Here is an 18,512-nt window from a genome sequence, read left to right as displayed (position 1 = left end):
CGTCGCACGCCGCCGCCGTTCACAGACGCTGACCGATGTCCTGCACGGCTGCCAGCAAGGGCCGGGACAACTCCGCCAGGCTCGCGCGGGTGCACCGGACCGACGGAGCCGCCACGGCCACGGCGGCCACGGCGGTGCCCGTGCGGTCGCGTACACAGGCGCCGACGGCGTGCACTCCGCGTTCGCTCTCCTGGAGATTGATGGCGTAGCCGTGGCGGCGGACGGTCACCAGCTCGTTCATCAGGCTCTCGAAGTTCTTGGGAGTCCTGGCCCGGTCCTCGGGGAGCCCGTTGGGGTAGAGGGCCCGGAGCCGGTCGGCCGGGAGTGTCGCGAGCAGGGCCTTGCCGCCCGAGGTCGTGTGTGCGGGCAGGAAGGTGCCGGTGCGGTAGCTGACGCGCAGCGCCTGGGGGCCCTCCACGCCGTCCAGGAAGCGGATGCCATTGCCGTCGAGCACCATCAGATGGGTCGTCTCGCGGACTGCGTCCGCCAGCCGTCGCAGGTGGGGGTGGGCGATGGTGATCAGGTCCGGGGGAGGGGCCGCCCGGCTTCCCCTGATCGCCTGGAGAGCCGGTCCCGGCCGGTACACCTTGTGGCGGTCCTGCGTCGCGAAGCCCTCGAAGACGAGCATCGCGAGGACCCGGTGAGCGGTCGAGCGCGCGACACCGAGCCGGTCCGCGACGTCCATCACCCGAAGCTCGTCGAGCTCGTGCAGCAGCCGGACCACGCGCAGGGCGTTGCCGGCGGCACTCACTGGATACGAGGGACTGGGCGAACGGTCCGCTGAATTCTCCATAGCGGAATCCTAGACGCAAAGGATTCCGGTGAGGGGAAACATCGGCGTAACGTCTTGAATCAGCGCCAAGAGTTGGGCGCTTCTTCCCGGGTCGCCGCACACACGACGTGGAGGTTTCCGTGACCGACACCACCAGTGAACAGACCGAGCGCGAGCTGCTCGACGAGCTCTACACGGACTTCGAGAACGCGGGCCTGATCCCGCTGTGGACCCAGGTCGACGACCTCATGCCGATGTCGCCGCAGCCCGCCGCGGTCCCGCACCTGTGGCGGTGGGCGGAGCTGCTGCCCATCGCACAGCGCTCCGGAGAGCTCGTACCGGTGGGGCGTGGCGGCGAGCGCCGCGCCATGGCCCTGTCCAACCCCGGCCTGCCGGGCCGTCCTTACGCCACCGCGACCCTGTGGACCGCGATCCAGTACCTGGGACCGCGCGAGGTCGCCCCCTCACACCGGCACAGCCAGGGAGCCTTCCGGTTCGTGGTCGAAGGCGAGGGGGTGTGGACCAACGTCGACGGGGACGCGGTGGCGATGCGGCGCGGTGACCTGCTGCTCACGCCGAGCTGGGCCTTCCACGAGCACCAGAACGTCACCGACGAGCCGATGGCCTGGCTCGACGGCCTCGACATCCCGCTCGTCTCCCAACTGGACGCCGGCTTCTTCGAGTTCGGCCCCGACGAACTCTCCACCCGCGAAACCCCCGAGCGTTCGCGCGGCGAGCGACTGTGGGGCCAACCCGGACTACGCCCGATCGGCCTGCCCGACCAGCCCAACTCCCCGCTGGGCGCCTACCGCTGGGAACACACCGACGCCGCCCTCACCGCCCAGCTGGAGCTGGAGAGCGAAGGCGTACCCGGCGTGCTGGAGCCCGGGCACGCCGGAGTGCGCTTTTCCAACCCCACCACCGGCAAGGACGCCCTGGTCACGATGCGCACCGAGATGCGCCGACTGCGGGCCGGCACCCAGACCGTCCCGGTGCGCACGGTCGGCTCCGCGGTCTGGCAGGTGTTCGACGGCGAGGCGGTCGCCCACGTCGGCGACCAGGTCTTCGAGATCGCCAAGGGCGACCTGTTCGTCGTCCCGTCCTGGTGCGAGGTCTCGCTGTCTGCCCGCACCCAGGTCGACCTTTTCCGCTTCAGCGACGAGCCCGTCTACGAGGCCCTGGGCCTCGCCCGTACCTCCCGAGGAGAACACAAGTGAAGCTCGCCACCATCCGGGTCAACGGCACCACGCGCGCCGTCCGCCTCGACGAGGACAAGGCCGTGGACCTGGGCGAGAGCGACCTGGTGGCCTTCCTGCGCCACGCCGACTGGGCGGCGCGGGCCGCCGACGCCGACGGCGAGACGTACGAAGGCGCCCTGGACTACGCCCCGGTGGTCGTCGCCCCGGAGAAGGTCGTGTGCGTCGGCCTCAACTACCGCACCCACATTCTGGAGATGGGCCGCGAACTCCCCTCGCATCCCACGCTGTTCAACAAGTACGCGCGGGCGCTGGTCGGCGCGTACGACGACGTGACCCTGCCCGCCGCGTCCGCGCAGATGGACTGGGAGGCCGAACTCGGCGTCGTCATCGGGGCCGAGGTCCGGCACGCCGACCCGGAGCAGGCGCGGGCCGCGATCGCCGGGTACACCGTGCTGAACGACGTCACCGCCCGCGACTGGCAGTACCGCACCACCCAGTGGGACCAGGGCAAGACCTTCGAGGCCACCACCCCCATCGGGCCGTGGCTGGTGACCGCCGACGACCCCGCGGTCGCCGCCCAGGGCCTGAACCTGACCTGTGAGGTCGACGGCGACACGGTGCAGAAGGCCGACACCGGTGACCTCGTCTTCGATCCGGCCACGCTGGTCGCGTACCTGTCCGAGATCATCACGCTGGTGCCCGGCGACGTCATCGCCACCGGGACTCCGGGCGGGGTCGGCCATGCGCGCAAGCCCGCCCGCTATCTGCAGGACGGCTCGGCCCTCGTCACCCGGATCGAGGGGATCGGCGAGTGCCGCAACACCTGCCGTCGGGAGACGCGGTGAGCGCACGCCCGGGCGCGATGCTGGAGTGGGCAGCCAAAGGCATGGCCGCCTTCGAGGCCGCCGCGCAGTGGCTGACCGACTCGGGACTCACCAGGCCTCGTACCTCCCGGGCTGGAGCAGGGCACACGTGGTCGCCCACGTCGCCCGCAACGCCGATGCGCTCGTCAACCTGCTGACCTGGGCGCGTACCGGCGTCGAGACCCCGATGTACGCACGAGGTCAAGCATGGGCAGCGGGGCGCCGCCGCTCCTGTCGGTGAGCTCGGTGCTGCGCTACAGGCAGCCGTAGCATCGTCCTCCGCGTTTCTGCGGGTTCGAGGAGAAGCCTGTGGTGGCACCGCCCCTGACCATGTCGGCCATTCCGGCCGCCTGTACGGCCTTGCGATGCGACTCGCTCCGGCGGTCGCGGTCACGTCAGCTCCCGGCTCGGCGTAGTACTCGGCCACCACAGAGGCAGGGAGGTGCGTTCCGTTCCTGCACCCACATGCCTATGGCGGTGAACTTGTCGACGGAGCGGAACTGATCGGGTGGAGTCTCGTCGGCAGGGGTGTAGCTGGACCCGTCGACGACGGCGAACACTGAAGTCGGGTGCAACGCTATTGGCGTGATCCTTGATCCCCACCGCAACGACCTGGGGGAATTCCTCAATGCGTGCCGCGTTGAGTTCACCCCGGTAGCCGTTGGCCTGCCCGACGGACCGCGGCGCGTCGCGGGTCTGCGCCGTGAGGCGGACGCCGTGCCGGCCGCAGTCAGCACCGACTACCCCTACCGACTCGAACAGGGTCGCATCCAGCAACGCCGACTGTACTGGCTTCCCTGGCCAAGGTGCTGCGCCTGGACGATGACCAGTGCGCCTACTTGTACGAGCTCGCGGTCAAGGACGAATACCGCCCACCCCGCCGCTCCACCCGGCCCAGGGTCCAGCCGCGGCTACGACGGGTGCTCGACGACACGGGACACAACCCCGCGTGTCATCAGTTCCAGCAGCGGTGGGCCGCCCACTCCGTGGCGACCGGCGCATCGGAACCAAGCACCTGCGTCACCCAGTCGTCGGAGACCTGCATCTCGATTGACGGGCATCGGCGGCCGAATCCTCGGATCGAAGAACCTGGTTCTCTGACCGGTCCATGTTCCGACTGACCCAAGTCTTCAGCCCAGCACCCGCACAGAAAGGGCTCAAGGTCATGAGCACAAGCCCAGAACCCCACCGCGCCCCGACCGGTCCCTCCGACACCCTGCCACTGCGCAACGGGATGCACATCCCGGTCCTCGGTCTGGGCGTCTTCCGCAGCCCCGCCGGCCGCGTCACCCAGCAGGCCGTCACCGCCGCGCTGGACGTCGGTTACCGGCACATCGACACCGCCGCCATTTACGGCAACGAGGCAGACGTGGGCCACGGGCTGCGCGACAGCGGTCTTGACCGTGACCAGGTGTTCATCACCACCAAATTGTGGAAGGCCGATCACGGCTACCAGTCGACCCTCGACGCCTTCGAGCGCAGCCGCCGCCAGCTCAGCGTCGACCACATCGACCTCTACCTCATCCACTGGCCCGTGCCCGGCATCCGCCTGGAAACCTGGCGAGCCATGGAGCACCTCCTGGACACGGGCGCGGCCCGCGCCATCGGTGTCAGCAACTACATGGCGCACCACCTGGAAGAACTCCTCGACCACGCACGGCACCTCCCCTCGGTCAACCAGATCGAGCTCAGCCCCTACAACTACCGTTCCCGCGCGGACGTCATCGACCTCAGCCGGAAGAACGGCATCCTGGTGGAGGCCTACAGCCCGCTCACCAAGGGCCGCAAACTCGACGACCCGCCGCTCGTCCGGATCGCCGCCACCCACCAGCGTTCCACGGCACAAGTACTGATCCGCTGGGCCCTTCAGCACGACCTGGTCGTCCTTGCCAAGTCCACCCACGCCGACCGTATCGCCGACAACGCCGACGTCTTCGACTTCACCCTCACAGACACCGAGATGGAAACCCTCGACGCCCTCGACGAAAACCTCGTCACCGGTTGGGACCCCACCACCGCCCCCTGATCTTGACGTTCGAACCTCGCATGCACCCGACCGCACCGGCAGCCCGTGGCGGATCCCGGACCAGGGGGCATGGCGCCGGCCCGGCGACGGTGCACGTAACCGAATGGGTGCGCGTGAGATTCTTCTCCGCCTAATGGGAGCTGTCGGGTCAGCCGATGGCCTTGAGCGCGTCGCGTGCGGCATGCCGCGCGAAGCGCCCTGCAGTGCGCCCTCGTCCCCTTTCGGGACCTCGCCTTGACCGTATGCCCCTTTTGGTAAAGTATGGGTAGTTGTCATGAACTTTGCTGCGATGTGGTCGGCATAGGCGGGCAAGCCAGAGCTGCTCCGTGATGAGCCGTCTTCGCTCGAACGACCACAGCAGCCTTCAGCTTGCGGATCCGGCTCCGGCTGCCTGCCCATGTGGCGTCCGCCGGTCAGCTCCTCCGCAGGGCGTCCTCACGGAGGAGGGCCAGATGAACCGTCCACTGCGTGTCACGGTGGTCACGACCGCCGGAATCCTCGGCGGTGCGGAACTCTGGCTGCTTTCGCTGCTCGATGCCACCGACCGGCTGGACGTGGACGCGGTGATGCTGGGGGAAGGACCGCTGGACGAGCAGTTCCGCCGCAGAGGCGTGCCCTGCGTCACGCGTGCCACGGGCCGGACCGCAGCGGCGGTAGCAGCCTCCGCGGTCTCACTCGCGCGCCGGTTGCGGGCGAGCCCGCCGGATGTGGTCCTCGCCAACGGGATCAAAGCGGCGTGTGTGTGCGCCCCGGCCGCGTGGCTCACCGGGGTGCGATGCGTGTGGGCCAAGCACGACTACTCCCACCCCCGTCTGATGAAGTTCCTGGCCACGCTCACCGACAACTGCGTGGCGACTGCGGAGGGACTGGCCCTCGCCTCGCGACATCCCCGGGCCGTCCTCGTACCCTTCCCCGCGCCGGAGGGCACCGCATTGTCCCGCGAGGCCGCCCGAGAGGATCTGGTACGACGCGGCGTGCGGCTCCGAGACGGCCACGACGAGCGCCTGTTGCTCACCGTCAGCCGTCTGGTCTCCAACAAGGGCGTGGACGACGCTATCGAGGCCTTGGCGAAGCCCGGGGGCGAGCGCTGGCGACTGGCCGTGGTCGGGGGTGAAGCGCCGACCGAACCGGGCGAGCAGAGCCGGCTCTCGAAGTTGGCTGCCGACCTCGGAGTGGTCAACCGCGTCGACTTCACGGGTTGGATTCAGGATGCCTGGCGGATCATCCCCGGGGCCGACGCGGTCGCGGTGCTGACCAAGCCCACCCCGGCAGAGCCCTATCCGGAGGGGTTCGGCGCGGTCGCACTGGAGGCGATGCGCTCCGCAGTACCGGTGATCACCACACCGGGTCCCGTCGCCGACCGAGTGGCGGAACCGGGTGCGGCGCAAGCCGGGATCGCCGTGCCGCCCGGGGACTCCACCGAGGTGGGCCTGGCGCTGGGGCGCTTGACGGACCGTGACACCCGCGTCGCCATGGGCTCGGTGGGACACCGTCTGACGGCTTCTCATCCGGGCCCGGCGGAGTGCGCCGGACGGCTGGTGCAGGTCTTGTCCGAGGCCGCTCGGCTGCCCGGTGCGGGGCTGACCGGGACCGCGCCGGTCTCTGTGGTGACCACCGTGCTCAACGCGGCCGACGTGATCGACGGGCTGCTCGGCCCGTTGGTTCCCCAACTGGTCGCGGACGGGGACGAGATCGTCGTCGTCGACGGTGGCTCGACCGACGGCACGGCCGACCGGGTCGAGGCGTGGACCTCGAAGGATGCCCGGATCCGCCTGCTGCGGCTCCCCGGCTCGGGCATCTCGGCCGGCCGCAACGCCGGTGTGCAAGCGGCGGGCAACTCGCTGATCGCCTGCACCGACGCGGGCTGTTACCCCGATCCTGACTGGCTGGACCGGCTGCGCGCGGCGGCGGCAGAGCCCGTCCCGGCCGACCTGATCACCGGCGTCTATCGGGTGGACGGCCACGGAGCGCTGGCCGGAGCCATGTCGGCGGTGGGCTATCCGGTCCCCGAGGAGGCCCGTCATCCCGGCCCGTGGACACGCGTGTACTGCCGGCTCTTCGGCCGAGGACTCGACGCGACCATGCCCACCGGGCGTTCGGTGGCCTTCTCCCGCGCCGCCTGGCAGGACGCCGGGGGCTTCCCCGAACATCTGCGGACCTCTGAGGACGTGCTCTTCGGCCGCGCGGTGGTCGGGGCCGGCCACCGCGCGGTCCTGGCCTCCTCCGCCGAGGTCCGCTGGGAGCAGCGGCCGACGCTGCGTCAGGCAGCGGCGATGTACTTCCGTTACGGCGAGGGCGGCGGACGGTCGGCGAACCCGCGCCTGGTGGGCCGGGACATGGCCAGAGTGTTGGCTTACGGCACCGCCCTCACCGCGGTGGTGACGGGCCCACGCGCCCGGTCCGTCGCGACCACCGCCTTCGCGGCGTATGTGTCACTGCCGCTCACCAGGGCCGTCCGCCGACGCCACTGGGCGGCGCTGCCCCTCGTCCCCGTCGCCGCGGTGGTGCGCGACCTCGCCAAGGCGGCCGGGGCCGGGCGGGGACTGGTCTGTCGGATGAGATCGGACGGGGCCGCCGCGGATGGTCCGGATGCGGACGGTCCCCGATGAGTCACGCCAGCACGGTCAGGCAACCGCTGGTGTTGATGTACCACGGCGTCGGCAGGCGCCCCGCCCACCAGGACCCGTTCTGCTTGTTCGTCCCACCGGACACTCTTCACAGACAACTGCGAGGGCTCCTCGACCGGGGCTGGACACCCCTGACGCTCGGCCGGTACCTGCGCGGTGACTTCCCCAGGCGCAGCGTTCTGGTGACGTTCGACGACGGCTACCAGGCCATGTTGGACGAGGGGCTGCCGGTCCTGCGCGATCTGGGGTTTCCCGCTACCGCCTTTGTGCTCAGCGGTGTACTCGGCGGCACCTCCACGTGGATGGCCGAAATGCCTGATGAGCCGCTGCTCGACGCTGAAGGCGTGCGCGCACTGGCTGATGCGGGGCTGGACGTCGAATGCCACGGATGGGACCACAGTGACCTGGTGAACGCCGACGCCGGGACCCTCGCCCGCAATCTCTTGGACGCCGCAGCGGTGTTGGCCGACATCACCGGCAAGCGTGCCCGCGCGTTCGCCTACCCCTATGGAACGCACGACGCCGCCGCACGCAGAGCAGTGGCCGAAGCCGGATTCGAGCTCGCGTTCAGCGTGCACGACCGTGCCGGGCGTTACGCCATCCCGCGCGTCGACATCAACGCCACCGAGAACGACGCGACCTTCCGGCTGAAGACCTGGCGGGGCTATCCCGTCATCCGCCGGCTGTCCGGGGCAGTGCCGTCGCTGCGCCCCGCCGTCCACTCACTGATCGGCCGCGCCCACCGGCCGTGACCACGTTCAGGGAACCCGCGCGTCGGCCGTCGTACGGTCCACGCCGTGAAGGTTCGCGGCCCAGACCCGGCGGGCATCGTCGTACACGGTGTACATGCGCTCGACGACCTGCCGCACGTCGTAGTGGCGGCGGATGTGTGCCTGCGCCTCCTCGCCGAGTGCACGGCTGGTCGCCGGATCGGCCAGCAGGCGTGCCACCGCGGCTGCGAGCACACCCGGTTCCTCCAGCGGCACGACGGCGAACGGCACATGACGGGGCGGGAGGAATTCCCGCACTCCCGGCACGTCGGTGACGACGACGGGGCGGGAGCAGGCCATGGCTTCCATAGGGGCGAGCGCCATTCCCGCTTCCCAGCGAGAGGCCAGAACCACGAGATCAGCCGCGAGATACCAGTCGCGAGGGTCGACGACGGCTCCGGTGAACCTGACGCTCGGGGATGCCCCTGCTGCCAGGACCGAACGGTCCGGCCCGCCCCCGACCAGGACCAGCCGCGCCTCCGGTATCCGGTCCTCGATCTCTGCCCAGGCGTAGAGCAGTACGTCCTGGCCCTTCTGACGGCAAAGACGCCCCACGCACACGGCCAGTGGTCCGGTGACGCAGACGCCGAGCCGGTACCGCGCGGCTTCACGCGAAGAGGCTTCCGGTGGGTTGAAGCAGTCGAGGTCCACCCCGTTGCGTACAACGGTGTACCGGGACCGGATGCCGGCGGCCACCCCGCGGGCACGCTCGCCCTCGCTGACGCACACCACCTGGTGCGCCCATCGCGCTCCCGCCCTCTCCCACTGCACGGCGGCAGTCCGCAGGGCTGCGGACACGGCATCGAACGACCATGCGTGCGGCTGATAGACGGTGGGAAGGCGCCCGCGTATCGCCAGACGGCCTGCCAGTCCCGCCTTCGCACTGTGCAGGTGCACCATATCCGGACGCACCATGTCCACAATGCGCCGCACGCCGGCAACCTCACGCGGGAGCGCCGGGCCGGGAGAGCGTACGGCGTCCCACCGCACTACTTGGGCCCCGCGCCGCGCGGCTGTCCACGACAGGGTGCCGGCGATCGGACACGCCACGATCACCCGGTCGCCTTTCGCGCACTGTCCGGCGGCCAGGTCCGTGACCACTCGGGCGACGCCTGCCTCGCTCGACTGCGCGATGTGCAGGACGGTCCGCCTCACGGCGCTGTGCCCTTCTGCGACAGAAGTGGACCTCCGGGAGCCGAGACGGTGTCGTGCGGCAGCGCACCCTCGTCTGGAACGCCCGTGTCCGGAACGCCCTCGTCCGGAACCCCCTCGTCCGGACCGCCCTTGTCCGAACCGACCATGGCGCGCACCGGTTTCGTGAGTCGCCGTGCCACGATGCCGCTGAAGCGCACCGCCTCGGCAACCGCGGGCACGAGATCGTCCCGGCTCAGCCAGGCCCGTTCGAGGTTCCGCCGCGGCAGCGCCGCCGGGAGCCGGCGTTCACGCCAGGCGGTCACAGTGGCCGACACCGCGTCCAGATTGCCCACGATGAAGCCCCGGCCGTGGACCTGTGAACCGTCCGGAATCTGCTGACCTGTCAGGTCCAGGTACATCGCGCGGACCACGTCCAGTTCCCGCGCGGTGCTGAAGAGACGGAACTGCTGTCCGAACCGAGGGTTGAAGTCCACCAGCTTGTAGCGGCCGTCGCGCCGGTCGAACCGCCAGTCGAGGTCGGCGATCCCGCAGTAGCCGATCGCACGGCACAACTCGGCGGCCAGCGCCGTGAGGGTGGTGTTGGTACGGGCCCGCGCCCGGGTGGTGAGGCCTGTCCCGGGTGGCCAGGAGCGGAGCTTGTGCCCCGTGAAGACGAGCCGGGGTATGCCTCCCGCGCTGCAGTAGAGGTGAGTGAACCATTCCTCGGCAAGTTCGAGAGGGATGTACTCCTGCACGATGACGGAGGGAGACTCGGCCACCCCGCACCGGGCGAGCAGCTCAGCCTCGTCGTGAACGACTGTGGTGTGCCCCATGGCGGAGTCGTTCAACTTGGTGAACGGCTCCTTGTCCTTCAGAACCACCGGAAAGCCCCATTCGCGACTCACCGCGACCAGTTCGGCGCGGTCGACCGGCGATCGGGTCCGGGGAGTGGGCACCCCGTGCTCCTGGCAGATCCGGTGCAGTCCCTCCTTGCTGGCCACCCTGCGGGGCAGCGCGGGCGGCACGGGGGGCAGCACAAACCATTCGGCCAGGCGATCGGCGTTCTCCGCCAGCAGCACGGCGGCCTCGTCGCCCTCCGCCACGGCAACGGTGGGGCGCCCGATCTCCCGGCCGATCCGCAGGAGGGCCGAGACCAGTTCCGAGGTGTCCTCCCCGCCGGTCGTCGGGCGGACGAAACGGCCGGCAAGATGGCGTGAGAGGGCGACCGGGGTGAAACGGTCCTCGACCATGGCGTACGCAGGGACCCCCATACGTCCCAGGGTGCGCACCACCCCGAGCCCGCCGTGAAGCTGGGGGAAACGCCCGACCTTGACGAGCAGTGCCGGTACTTGGCCGCTCATGGAGACTCCTTCGGTGCGACGTCGTCGACTCGGGGTCACGCCTGCGACACGCGTCAGCATGCGCCGGTCCGGCGCACGACCGCGGACGGCGTCCGCAGCAGGATGGACAGGTCCAGGGCTGGGGACCAGTTCTCGACGTAGCTCATGTCGAGCCGGTCCCGCTCATCGGCCGGCAGGCAGGAGCGGCCACTGACCTGCCACAACCCGCTCATACCCGGCTTCACCACAAGCCGGTGACTCGCGTCTTCACTCAGGGCGGCGACCTCGTCCTTCACCAGCGGCCTCGGGCCGACGAGGGACATATGGCCTGCCATCACATTGAACAGCTGCGGCAGCTCGTCCAGTGAGTACGAGCGCAGGAACGACCCCGCTCCGGTGACGCGCGGGTCGTCGGCGAGCTTGAAGAACCGGTCGCAGCCGTAGCGGTTGAGGTGGGCGAGTTCGGCCTTGCGCCGATCCGCACCACGGTGCATCGTCCGGAATTTCAGAAGAGTGAATTCACGGCCGTCGCGCCCGATTCTCCGCTCCCGGAAGAACGCGGGCCCTGAGCTGTCGAGCCGTACCCATACGGCGATGGCCACCATCAGCGGAGCCAGCACCAGTATTCCCAGCAAGGCCAGCAGACGGTCAGTCAGCTCTTTGGGGATGCGGTGCAGCGCCGAAAGCCTGGGAGCGCGCAGCTGCACCAGGGGCACTCCCGCGACCGGACGCACGGCCAGTCTCCCGGCGGTGACGTCGGCGAGGACCGGCGCGAGCATCAGGCCGACGCCCGCCGCCTGCAGCTCCCAGGACAGCTGCCGCAGTCTTTTGGCGCCCAGCTCGGGGCCCGGCAGCGCGATGACCGTGTCGCAGTCCGTCCGCCGTACCGCCTTGAGCAGGTCCACGGCACCGCAGGACACCTCGGCACCCGTGCCGGCCCGGCCGTCGGCGTCTGCCGGGTCGGTGCGGCAGACGCCGACGACCTGCGGCCCGGGCTCGTGCCCCCTGTGCAGCGCCGCGATCAACTCGGCGGCGGACTCGGCGGGTCCGAGCACGAGCACCCGGTCGATGCTCCCGCCCCGGTCTCCGCGGACGCGCATTCTCGCCCGCTGGTACCGGCGCAGACCGAGCGTCAGCCCGGCGGCGAGCGCGAGCGCCATCAGCGCGTCGTGCAGCAGCTCGTCGTGCGGTGCGAACCACCATGCGGCGCCGGCCGCGGCGGCGGCCAGGCAGGCCGCCCGCAGAACCCGGCGGAAACACTCCGCGTCCGCATCGGGCCCGTACACCCGTTGTGACGCCAGAGGCAGGAGCCACAGCGGGATGAGCACGGCGGGGACGAACCAGCGATGGAAGAGCAGATACACCCCGCCCGCGGCGACGGTCGCGGCAAGCGCGTCGACCGCGAGCAGGGCGGGGACCGAAGAACCGCGGCGACGGCGCTCGCGCATCCTTCCCGCGGTCTTCGCCAGTCCGGCTCTGGTCGTTTCCTCTACGACGGCCACGGCTTGTTACCTCACCTCTTGGCCCGCTCTTGATTGTCCTATCGTGTACGTTTACGTTGTATGTATACATACGCCCGATATGGGCCAATAGTCAAGAAGCCGCTTCGCCGGGAAGGTCCCCCAGACACCATGAAGCCTTCAGGAGATGCCAAAGTCGCCGTGATAGGAGCAGGCCCCTATGGGCTCTCCATCGCCGCACACCTACGGGCCCGTCGACTGCCGTTCCGGATCTTCGGGGAGCCCATGGAGGGCTGGCGCTCGCACATGCCGCGCGAGATGTACCTCAAGTCGTCCCCGTTCTCCTCGTCGATCTCCGCCCCCACTCCGGGGTACGGGCTCGGGGAATTCCGGACCCAGGAGGGAAGCCACCCGGGCCGCGAGCGGGAACCGGTGCCGCTGTCCGAATTCGTGCGCTACGGGCTCTGGTTTCAGCAGAACTGTGTCCCAGAGCTGGAGCGGACCGCGGTACGCCGCGTCGACCGCCCCCATGGCGACCGGTTCCGGGTCACGTTGGACTCCGGGGAGGAGTTCACCGTTCCCACTGTCGTTGTCGCCACGGGCGTCAGCCCCTTCGCGTACGTACCGCGCGAGTTGACCGGACTGCGCGAAGACGGCCTCGTCTCCCACACGGGGGACCACACGGACCTGTCCGGGTTCGCGGGCGGGCGCGTCGTCGTGGTGGGAAGCGGCCAGTCGGCCCTGGAGACCTCTGCTCTGCTGAACGAGGCCGGAGCGCAGCCCACCGTGGTCGCCCGCACCCGTCCGTCCTTCGGTCCTCCCCCCGAGGCCGACTGGGCTCAGGATCGTCCGCTCCACGCTCGACTGCTGTGGCCGGAGGCCGTGATGGGCACCGGATGGCCGCTGGTGGTCTGCAGCCGCGGGCCCACGGCCATCCGGCGGATGCCGGCCCGCGTCCGTGCCCACCTCCTGCGTACGGTCCTGGGACCGTCCGGCGCATGGTGGCTCCGGGAACGCGTGCAGGGCCGTGTCCCGGTGCTGTCCGGCCGTAGCCTCCACTCGGCGGCGCGCGAGAACGGCGGGGTGCGGCTGAACGTGCGGAATCCCGGCGGAGACGTGGAGACCCTGTACGCCGACCATGTCATCGCGGGGACCGGATACCTCGTCGACATCGCCAGGGTGGAGCTGCTGGGCGCAGAGCTGCGCCGGGCGGTGCGCAAGAGCGCCCCTGATCCGCCTCAGCTGGCCGGTGCGCCTCAGCTGTCCGCCGACTTCCAGGCATCGGTGCCGGGCCTGTACTTCGCGGGGCTGGCTGCCGCTCCCACCTTCGGGCCGCTGCTGCGATTCGTGTGCGGCACGGGATTCACCGCCCGTCGGATCAGCGCTTCACTGGCTGCGGACAACGCGAAATAGGAGAAGGAAGTAGGACGAGAGGCGAGACAGGACAGGCAGGCCCGCCCCACACCGTCATCAGGACGATGACGGTGTGGGGCCACCGTCGTCAGGGCGACGGTGTGGGGCGCACCGGCGCGGCACGGAAATCCCGGAAGAGCACCTCGGTGTTGTCCGCCCTCAGTCCTACTCCGCCCGGCCGGCGCAGCGGCCCAGGGTCGCGGTCCCTGCCCGTGAGGACTGTCTTCCCGTCGATGTCCAGTCGGAGCAGCACTGATCCCGAGGGCAGGTTGACAGCGCTTGCCGTCACCTCGTGCCAGGTGCCGTAGGAGATGGCGTGTTTGCCCTCGGCCAGGGTCGCGTAGCCCCCGTTGTCCTCGTCCTCGGTGTCGAAGCCCGGAATCTTGCGTTTGATCACCACCACTCCGTCGCGGCGGCGGAAGCTGATCCCGTACAGCTCCTGCGGGCTGTGGTACCGCAGCCAGATGTGTGCGCCGTCCCAGTCGCGGGCGGGGGTGCGCCGCGTGGTGATGGGCGGCTCCAGCCGAACCCGCGTCGTCACTGTCACGGGCCCGAAGTCGCGCCGGCGCGTGGCCAGACGGAAGACGGCCGAGTCGGTGTGATGTGCGGAGTCGGGGCCGGTTTTCTCGGCGTCGGGCACGCCCGTCCAGCCCGCGCCGTCCTTGGCGAAGAGGGAGCCGCTGGTGGTGATCCAGTCACGGGAGTGCTTCGAGTGGCGGTTACCCGGGTGGAGGAAGGCGAACGCGTTGGTGACAAGACCGTCCTTGGCGAAGCGCGGCTCGAACGCGGTCGCCGGCTCCGGCGATTCCGCCTCGTTCATCTTGACGAACAAGGCGGTGCCGGTCCCGATGACCGCCGCGGTGACCAGCAGCAGGCCGTAGACGAGTGTCCGCCGGTAGATCCTCCGGCGCTTGGGCGTTTCCCCGCGCGTGGGCTCGTCGTTCATTCGCCCGCCTGCGGTACGACCTTGGGGTCCGCCACCGGTGCGACCTTGAGGTCGGCCAGGCGCGGCCAGGAGCTCCGGTTGGTGTCCCGGTACGCGGCGTAGGCCACCCCTCCGGTCTCTCCCTTGGCCGGCAGCGTCATCCGGACCTTGCCGTCCACGCTGATCGCCGTGGATCCGCCGGTCACCGTGGCCGACACCTCGTGCGAGTCGGCTGTCTTCAGAGTGTGTGCGCCGACCAGGATCTGGCTGTCGGCGTTCCCGGAGAGCACCTCCAGCCGGCTGTGGGAGACCTGCACGGTGATCGTTTGTGGACTGCCCACCTTGACCTGAATTGCACCTTTCATCCTTGGATCGTATAGCTTGGAGATCTTGCCGCTCACCGTGTAGCCGGTCCAGTGCTGCGTCCGGGCGGGCTGATACGCCCCATAGACGGACCGGGCGCCACGAGTCAGCGGCGTGATCACACCGTCCTTGATCTCGAACGGCGCCCGCACCCCGGGGGTGCTCGCCCAGTAGGCGTCGACGGCCAGCGGCGCCGATTCGGCCACGGCCTGCCGGACACCGGCGGCCGCAGGGGTCTTCTGGGGCAGCCTGGAGAGATGCAGCGCGCTGAAGGCCGGTGGTGCGATCCCCGGCCCGTCGCTGCCGACCCGGATGCCGAAGCCCCCAGTGAGGCCGTCGGCGGCGATGCCCTTGGCGGTCCAGCTGAGTTCGGTGCTGCCGTCCACCCGGGCCGTGGTGGTGGCGCCGCGCACGGTGACGCTCAGAGTGTGCGAACTCTTCGGCGCCAGTTTGCGGACGACCGCCTGGTGTCCGCCGTGGTTCAGTGTGACCGCGCGCTGGCCGACGTTGATCACAACCGGGTCCTTACTGCGGTTGCGCACCGCGACGGCGGCCTGGTTGGTCCGGTTCCCGAGCCCGGTGATGGTGGCGTCCACCCGGTAGTCGGTCCAGTCCACGCTCCCGAGGGCGCGATAGTCCGCGGCGGCGTGTCGCTGGTCCTTGCCGGGGAAGGGCCTGTGCTCGGTGAAGACGTCGATGCCGCGCTGGGCGCTGCCGTCCGAGCTCGTCCAGAGAGCGGGTTCGGTCAGGGGGTCGGAGGCGACGGGTGGCGCCTGGGTCCACTGGGCGATGTCGGCGAGCAGCTGTTCGGCGGTGGTCGAGCGGACCACCTCGAGCCGCTGGACCGTGCGCTCCGCCGCGGCCCGGCGGCTGGCGGCGACCGGCGGCTTCAGCGGGTCGGGGGTCTCGTTGGCCACGGTGGCCAGGTACTCCTTGTGCAGCAGCTCCTGCAGCGTCATGCCGCGAGGCAGGTCGCCGTGCTCCGTGGCCTCGCCGTAGGGGTAGCCGAAGAGCTGGGGCTTCGGCAGGTCGTGGCGCTTGAACGCGTCGAGGTTCGACTTGATGTCGGCGGTCACGCGTGCGTGGTACTCCGGCCGGGTCTCCAGCCGGTTCCGGTCCCGCAGCCACAGGCGGTGGGAGAGGGCGGAGGCGCGGTGTCCGGCGGCGTCCGTCTGCTTGCGCCTGTGCAAGTCGTGGGTGTGGGCCTGGAAGTCCCACCGACCGGAGCCGGCCATCCGCTCGACCTCCCTCCAGGAGAGGTAGTAGGGGCGGTCGTCCACCCTGGAGGTGATCAGGAAGACGGCGCCGTGCATGCGATGGCGGGCCAGGATGTGGTCGGCGTTGACCCACAGGCCCTTCGGCCCGTCGTCGAAGGTGAGGAAGACCGACCGCGGCGGGGCGGGGCCGCCCTTGAGGTAGTTGGCGAACTCTTCGCTGGTCAGGCTGCGGTATCCCGCCTTCTCCAGCGCGGCCAACTGGGCATCGAAGGCGGCGGGGGTGACCGCGTACTCGCTGGTGCTGTCGTCATCGATGTCGTGGTAGGTCAGCACGACGGGGGCCGTGGCGGCCGGCAGCTCCTTGGCCGTTCGCTCCGCTGCCGCGGCGGTGGTGGCGTCGACCTCGGTCGCAGGCGGTTCCTTCTGCTTGCTCATGTACTTCTGGTCCAGGTAGTACTCCGTGGCCGTGTAGAACGGCACCATGAGTACGACCAGAGCAAGCAGGATCAGGCCGCCGCGGAGCCACCAGTGGGTGAGAACGCGGACGCTTCGCCGTGTCCGGCTCCGGAGGTCGTCGAGCAGGGGTTTCCGCTTCGACGGGGGTGCGGTCGAGGTCACGGCAGAATGCCTCCTCGGGTGAGCACCATCGCGTACAGGAAGCCCACCACGGCGAGTGCCAGCAAGAGGCCGAGCAGGCGTCGGACCGCGCGCAGGTCGACCATGTGTGGTTTGTTCATCAGGTAGCACTCCTCGACCAGACCCCTCGCCGGATGGTGGCGAAGGAGTACGGCAGCATCCAGGCCAGCAGCAAGGTCGAGAGCAGGCCCATCACCGGCCGGTAGATCCAGCGGGTGTCGCCAGGGTTGTCGATCAGGAAGGCGAGGCCGTAGGCGCAGCCCTTGAGGATGATTCCGCACAGATAGAGCAAGGTGAGGAAGCCCGCCCCGTGCACCGGCGCCCAGATCATGTGCCGGAACGCCATGAGAGGTGCGGCGGTCACCCACAGGACGTGGCCGTAGTAGAGGGTGGCCGGCCCCAGGCCCATGTGCCACATGAAGGTGCCGGTGAAGCACAGGTTGCGGATGAAGCTCTTCTTCCAGCGGATCTGCTGCTTCATGAGGGGCCGGAAGCGGGGCGGGGCGTTGGTCCACACCTTGGCCGAGTAGACGTAGCCGACCCGCCACCTGCGCTCTGGGTAGTCCCGCTCGGTGACGAACGGCGAGTCCGCGTACTGGGCCTTGAGCGAGGGGCCCTTCCAAATCTGGCCGAGCACGTAACCGGTGAGCTGGCGGTCGGTGGAGAAACGGAAGGGCGCGCCCATGAAGTGGTCGTTGGCCCAGGCGGGAAGGTAGTTGAAGATGGCATCGCGCCGGAACACCGCCAAGGGGCCGGATACGCAGGTAACGGTCCCGAAGGTGGCCTCGGTCGCCTTCGCCACCCGGAACTGGCCCTCGAACCAGACATCCTGCGCCTTCGTCCAGAAACTGAAGTCCGCGTTGAGCGCGCGGGCGTGGCCGCTCACCGCACCCATCTCCCGGTGGGTGACGAGTGCTCGTACGCAGCGGCCGAGGGCGTCCGGGGCCAGGAAGCAGTCGGAGTCGGTCATGGCGATGATGTCGCCGTCGGCCTCCTCGCAGGCGCGGACCAGGGCGCCCTTCTTGCCGAGGTTCTTCGTCAGATAGATCACCTTGATCTCGAGCTCCGCCTCCAGCCGCCGCAGCACGTCCTGGGTGCCGTCCTCGGACAGGTCGTCGACCACGATGACCTGGAGGTCCGGGTAATCGCTGGTGGCCATGGAGCGCACACAGTTCTCGATGCACTCCACCTCGTCCTTGACCGCGAGCAGGAAGCTCACCTTCGGTGTGGCGGGCAGTGCGGGAAAGCTCTCGCGATCCTTCGACCGCTTGCGCAAAGGGCGTTCCGACGGGTCGTCGTAGCGGGTGTAGGCGAGATAGAACATGGTGATGGTGCCGAGCAGGACGGTGAAGCCGTAGCTCAGCAGCAGCGGATCCCGCAGCAGTGCGTAACCCCCCCGAGCCAGGATCAGCAGCAGCGGCAGCAGGCAGATCAGGGTCAGCACACGCCGCGCGTCGTAGCGGACGTCCGGGTCCATCCGGTCCAGCCAGCGGCGTACCACCCCGTGCCGCTGCGGCCGCGCCGAGCGAAGCGGTGGCAGTGGCGGCGGCTTCGGCTTCGGTTTCGGCGTCGGCGTCGGCGTTGGCTTCGGCTGGGTGAGGACGCCCCCCTGGCCCGGAGCGGTCCGCTCCGGCAGCGGGCCTGGGGGCTGCAACGTGTCTGCCCCCAGCCGCTGCGGGGCCGACGCGGCCCCCGCACCGGGATGCTTGCGGCCGACGTACGCGGCGCTCATGGGGGGATCATCCCTTCCACGGCCCTCTTTTCTGG

The 18,512-nt window shown here is 69.8% G+C and carries 14 protein-coding genes and 1 pseudogene; 7 read left to right on the top strand and 8 right to left on the bottom strand.

Annotation, left to right across the window (positions count from 1 at the left end; translation table 11 throughout):
• Window positions 1-19: 19 nt before the first annotated feature.
• Window positions 20-793 carry an IclR family transcriptional regulator gene (locus ACTWQR_RS05570; protein WP_443225757.1) on the bottom strand — a complete coding sequence of 258 codons (774 nt, stop codon included), beginning with the start codon at window positions 791-793 and terminating at the stop codon, window positions 20-22.
• A gap of 119 nt (window positions 794-912) precedes the next feature.
• Between ACTWQR_RS05570 and ACTWQR_RS05565 the strand changes: the two genes are divergently transcribed.
• From ACTWQR_RS05565 to ACTWQR_RS05540, 6 genes and pseudogenes are all read left to right on the top strand, one after another.
• Complete coding sequence (locus ACTWQR_RS05565; RefSeq protein WP_443225756.1) at window positions 913-1,989, top strand: cupin domain-containing protein; 1,077 nt, start codon at window positions 913-915, stop codon at window positions 1,987-1,989.
• Window positions 1,986-2,816, top strand: a complete 831-nt coding sequence (locus ACTWQR_RS05560) for a fumarylacetoacetate hydrolase family protein (protein ID WP_443225755.1) — start codon at window positions 1,986-1,988, stop codon at window positions 2,814-2,816. Before ACTWQR_RS05565 ends, ACTWQR_RS05560 begins: the two co-directional genes overlap by 4 nt.
• 97 nt (window positions 2,817-2,913) lie before the next feature.
• Window positions 2,914-3,030 (top strand): annotated as a pseudogene (locus ACTWQR_RS05555) (maleylpyruvate isomerase N-terminal domain-containing protein); the annotation flags it as partial.
• Between the two features lie 969 nt (window positions 3,031-3,999).
• On the top strand, window positions 4,000-4,860 hold the full coding sequence (locus ACTWQR_RS05550; protein ID WP_443225754.1) for an aldo/keto reductase: 861 nt from the start codon (window positions 4,000-4,002) through the stop codon (window positions 4,858-4,860).
• Between the two features lie 452 nt (window positions 4,861-5,312).
• On the top strand, window positions 5,313-7,469 hold the full coding sequence (locus tag ACTWQR_RS05545) for a glycosyltransferase (protein WP_443225753.1): 2,157 nt from the start codon (window positions 5,313-5,315) through the stop codon (window positions 7,467-7,469).
• Entirely contained in the window at window positions 7,466-8,239 is a 774-nt protein-coding gene (locus tag ACTWQR_RS05540; protein WP_443225752.1) for a polysaccharide deacetylase family protein, read from the top strand. Before ACTWQR_RS05545 ends, ACTWQR_RS05540 begins: the two co-directional genes overlap by 4 nt.
• Window positions 8,240-8,245: 6 nt before the next feature.
• Here ACTWQR_RS05540 and ACTWQR_RS05535 read toward each other — a convergent pair whose 3' ends face one another.
• The 3 genes from ACTWQR_RS05535 to ACTWQR_RS05525 are packed head-to-tail and all read right to left on the bottom strand — an operon-like array spanning window position 8,246 to window position 12,233.
• Complete coding sequence (locus ACTWQR_RS05535) at window positions 8,246-9,412, bottom strand: glycosyltransferase (protein ID WP_443225751.1); 1,167 nt, start codon at window positions 9,410-9,412, stop codon at window positions 8,246-8,248.
• Window positions 9,409-10,752 carry a carboxylate--amine ligase gene (locus ACTWQR_RS05530; protein ID WP_443225750.1) on the bottom strand — a complete coding sequence of 448 codons (1,344 nt, stop codon included), beginning with the start codon at window positions 10,750-10,752 and terminating at the stop codon, window positions 9,409-9,411. The genes ACTWQR_RS05535 and ACTWQR_RS05530 overlap by 4 nt, the downstream gene beginning before the upstream one ends.
• Before the next feature lie 53 nt (window positions 10,753-10,805).
• Window positions 10,806-12,233, bottom strand: coding sequence for a sugar transferase (locus ACTWQR_RS05525; protein WP_443225749.1), 1,428 nt, complete (start codon window positions 12,231-12,233; stop codon window positions 10,806-10,808).
• Window positions 12,234-12,362: 129 nt separating this feature from the next.
• Between ACTWQR_RS05525 and ACTWQR_RS05520 the strand changes: the two genes are divergently transcribed.
• On the top strand, window positions 12,363-13,604 hold the full coding sequence (locus tag ACTWQR_RS05520; RefSeq protein ID WP_443225748.1) for an FAD-dependent oxidoreductase: 1,242 nt from the start codon (window positions 12,363-12,365) through the stop codon (window positions 13,602-13,604).
• Between the two features lie 88 nt (window positions 13,605-13,692).
• On the opposite strand, the gene ACTWQR_RS05515 is transcribed toward ACTWQR_RS05520, so the two are convergent.
• From ACTWQR_RS05515 to ACTWQR_RS05500, 4 genes are read right to left on the bottom strand one after another with little or no spacing between them, the layout of a single operon-like run.
• Window positions 13,693-14,550 carry a hypothetical protein gene (locus tag ACTWQR_RS05515; protein WP_443225747.1) on the bottom strand — a complete coding sequence of 286 codons (858 nt, stop codon included), beginning with the start codon at window positions 14,548-14,550 and terminating at the stop codon, window positions 13,693-13,695.
• Window positions 14,547-16,727, bottom strand: coding sequence for a polysaccharide deacetylase family protein (locus ACTWQR_RS05510; RefSeq protein ID WP_443225746.1), 2,181 nt, complete (start codon window positions 16,725-16,727; stop codon window positions 14,547-14,549). The genes ACTWQR_RS05515 and ACTWQR_RS05510 overlap by 4 nt, the downstream gene beginning before the upstream one ends.
• Window positions 16,724-16,846: a hypothetical protein gene (locus ACTWQR_RS05505; protein ID WP_443225745.1), complete on the bottom strand. Its 123-nt coding sequence runs from the start codon at window positions 16,844-16,846 to the stop codon at window positions 16,724-16,726. Before ACTWQR_RS05505 ends, ACTWQR_RS05510 begins: the two co-directional genes overlap by 4 nt.
• Window positions 16,846-18,477, bottom strand: a complete 1,632-nt coding sequence (locus ACTWQR_RS05500; protein WP_443225744.1) for a glycosyltransferase family 2 protein — start codon at window positions 18,475-18,477, stop codon at window positions 16,846-16,848. Before ACTWQR_RS05500 ends, ACTWQR_RS05505 begins: the two co-directional genes overlap by 1 nt.
• Window positions 18,478-18,512 lie beyond the last annotated feature (35 nt).

The sequence above is a fragment of the Streptomyces sp. 2A115 genome (assembly GCF_052245575.1).
GTDB lineage: Bacteria > Actinomycetota > Actinomycetes > Streptomycetales > Streptomycetaceae > Streptomyces.
Note: the sequence above shows the minus strand (reverse complement) of the source record. Positions and strands in the feature narration are given on the sequence as shown.

Coding starts and splice junctions, on each gene's coding strand:
- ACTWQR_RS05570 (WP_443225757.1), bottom strand. CDS start 793: ATGGAGAATTCAGCGGACCGTTCGCCCAGTCCCTCGTATCCAGTGAGT.
- ACTWQR_RS05550 (WP_443225754.1), top strand. CDS start 4,000: ATGAGCACAAGCCCAGAACCCCACCGCGCCCCGACCGGTCCCTCCGAC.
- ACTWQR_RS05545 (WP_443225753.1), top strand. CDS start 5,313: ATGAACCGTCCACTGCGTGTCACGGTGGTCACGACCGCCGGAATCCTC.
- ACTWQR_RS05540 (WP_443225752.1), top strand. CDS start 7,466: ATGAGTCACGCCAGCACGGTCAGGCAACCGCTGGTGTTGATGTACCAC.
- ACTWQR_RS05530 (WP_443225750.1), bottom strand. CDS start 10,752: ATGAGCGGCCAAGTACCGGCACTGCTCGTCAAGGTCGGGCGTTTCCCC.
- ACTWQR_RS05520 (WP_443225748.1), top strand. CDS start 12,363: ATGAAGCCTTCAGGAGATGCCAAAGTCGCCGTGATAGGAGCAGGCCCC.
- ACTWQR_RS05515 (WP_443225747.1), bottom strand. CDS start 14,550: ATGAACGACGAGCCCACGCGCGGGGAAACGCCCAAGCGCCGGAGGATC.
- ACTWQR_RS05505 (WP_443225745.1), bottom strand. CDS start 16,846: ATGAACAAACCACACATGGTCGACCTGCGCGCGGTCCGACGCCTGCTC.
- ACTWQR_RS05500 (WP_443225744.1), bottom strand. CDS start 18,477: ATGAGCGCCGCGTACGTCGGCCGCAAGCATCCCGGTGCGGGGGCCGCG.